We start from the raw sequence: 1,575 nt of genomic DNA, 5'->3' as shown, positions 1-1,575 counted from the left end.
AAAAATAGTCATGTGAGATATATGAAGATGAACGAAAGTGAACCATTGAAGAAGTATCGAAAGCGTAAGATTTTAGCAAAACTTATTTTTCACCACTGGATAAGGACGAGGATAGAAGATACCTGTAAAGCTGACTATCTGCTAAACGGTATTAAGATGGCATGAGCATATATTAGGCGTTTATATGGAACATGGGAACCTGCATAGTGATGAAAATCGAAAAGGTACAAGTCGCAGAAAGACGAGACTGAAAGTAGAGAGGCACTATACAGGGGCGGAGATACTCGTAGTAGTAATGAAGTGATTGTAATAATCATGGAGCAAAGGGGTATCATCATTTCAGCTTGACATCAAATAACAACTGGAAAACTAGGAGGATTATATGAAGGAGAGCAAACAATACAATATATCTAAGAAAGTAGTTTTAGAAGCATACAAAAGAGTGAGACAAAATAAAGGTAGTGCTGGTATGGATGGCATAGATTTTGCAAAGTTTGAAGAAAATTTAAAAGATAACTTATATAAGATATGGAATAGAATGAGTTCAGGAAGCTATTTTCCATCGCCTGTATTGGCAGTAAAAATACCGAAAAAAAATGGTGGAACCAGAACCTTAGGAATACCAACTATATCAGACAGAATTGCACAAATGACAGCAAGGATGTATCTAGAACCAAAAGTAGAGCCGATATTTCATAAGGACTCTTATGGATATAGACCTAATAAATCTGCTATAGATGCAATTGGAAAAGTACGAGAAAGATGCTGGAAATATGATTATGTGATAGAACTAGATATAAAGGGACTATTTGATAATATTGACCATGAATTACTCATGAAAGCTGTAGAATTACATACAGACGAAAAATGGTTGAAACTTTATATAAGAAGATGGCTTAAAACACCTTTTGGAACAAAGGAAGGAATGCTTACAGAAAGAAAATCCGGTACTCCGCAAGGAGGTGTTATAAGTCCAGTATTAGCAAATATATTTTTACATTATGCTTTTGATGTATGGATGGAAAGAAATTATCCAATCGCTCTCTTTGCTAGATATGCAGACGACGCTATTATACATTGCAAATCAGAAAAAGAAGCAAAAGAAATAAAAGAAGCTTTAAATCAGAGAATGAAACAATGTAAATTAGAATTACATCCAGATAAAACAAAAATTGTTTATTGCAAAGATGAAGATAGAACTGAAGATTATCCTACAACTCAATTTGACTTCTTAGGATATACATATAAGGCTGTGTATATCAAATGTAGGGATGGAAAGTTAAGAAACAATTTCATAGCTTCAGCAAGTCAAAAAGCGTGTAAAAATATAAGAGATAAGATTAAAGAATTAAAATTACATAAAATGTCTGGAAGCAGTATAAACATTATTGCACAATTAATAAATCCAATCGTTAGAGGTTGGATAAATTACTTTGGTAAATACAATGCATCAGCACTTAAGTACACTATTAAATGTATAGAGAGTAGGATAGTAAGGTGGGCTATGAATAAATACAAGCACTTCCGTGGGCGTAGGCAACGAGCCGAAAAATGGCTCTCAGAATTAAGAAATAG

Annotated in this window: 1 protein-coding gene; it reads left to right on the top strand. The window is 33.5% G+C overall.

Annotation, left to right across the window (positions count from 1 at the left end):
- Positions 1-382: 382 nt before the first annotated feature.
- On the top strand, positions 383-1,575 hold a 1,193-nt coding region (gene ltrA / locus HF850_RS15320; protein ID WP_169106276.1), incomplete at its 3' end, for a group II intron reverse transcriptase/maturase.

The organism is Clostridium sp. SM-530-WT-3G (genome assembly GCF_012843905.1).
GTDB lineage: Bacteria > Bacillota > Clostridia > Clostridiales > Clostridiaceae > Clostridium.
This window is presented reverse-complemented; position numbering and strand designations above follow the sequence as displayed.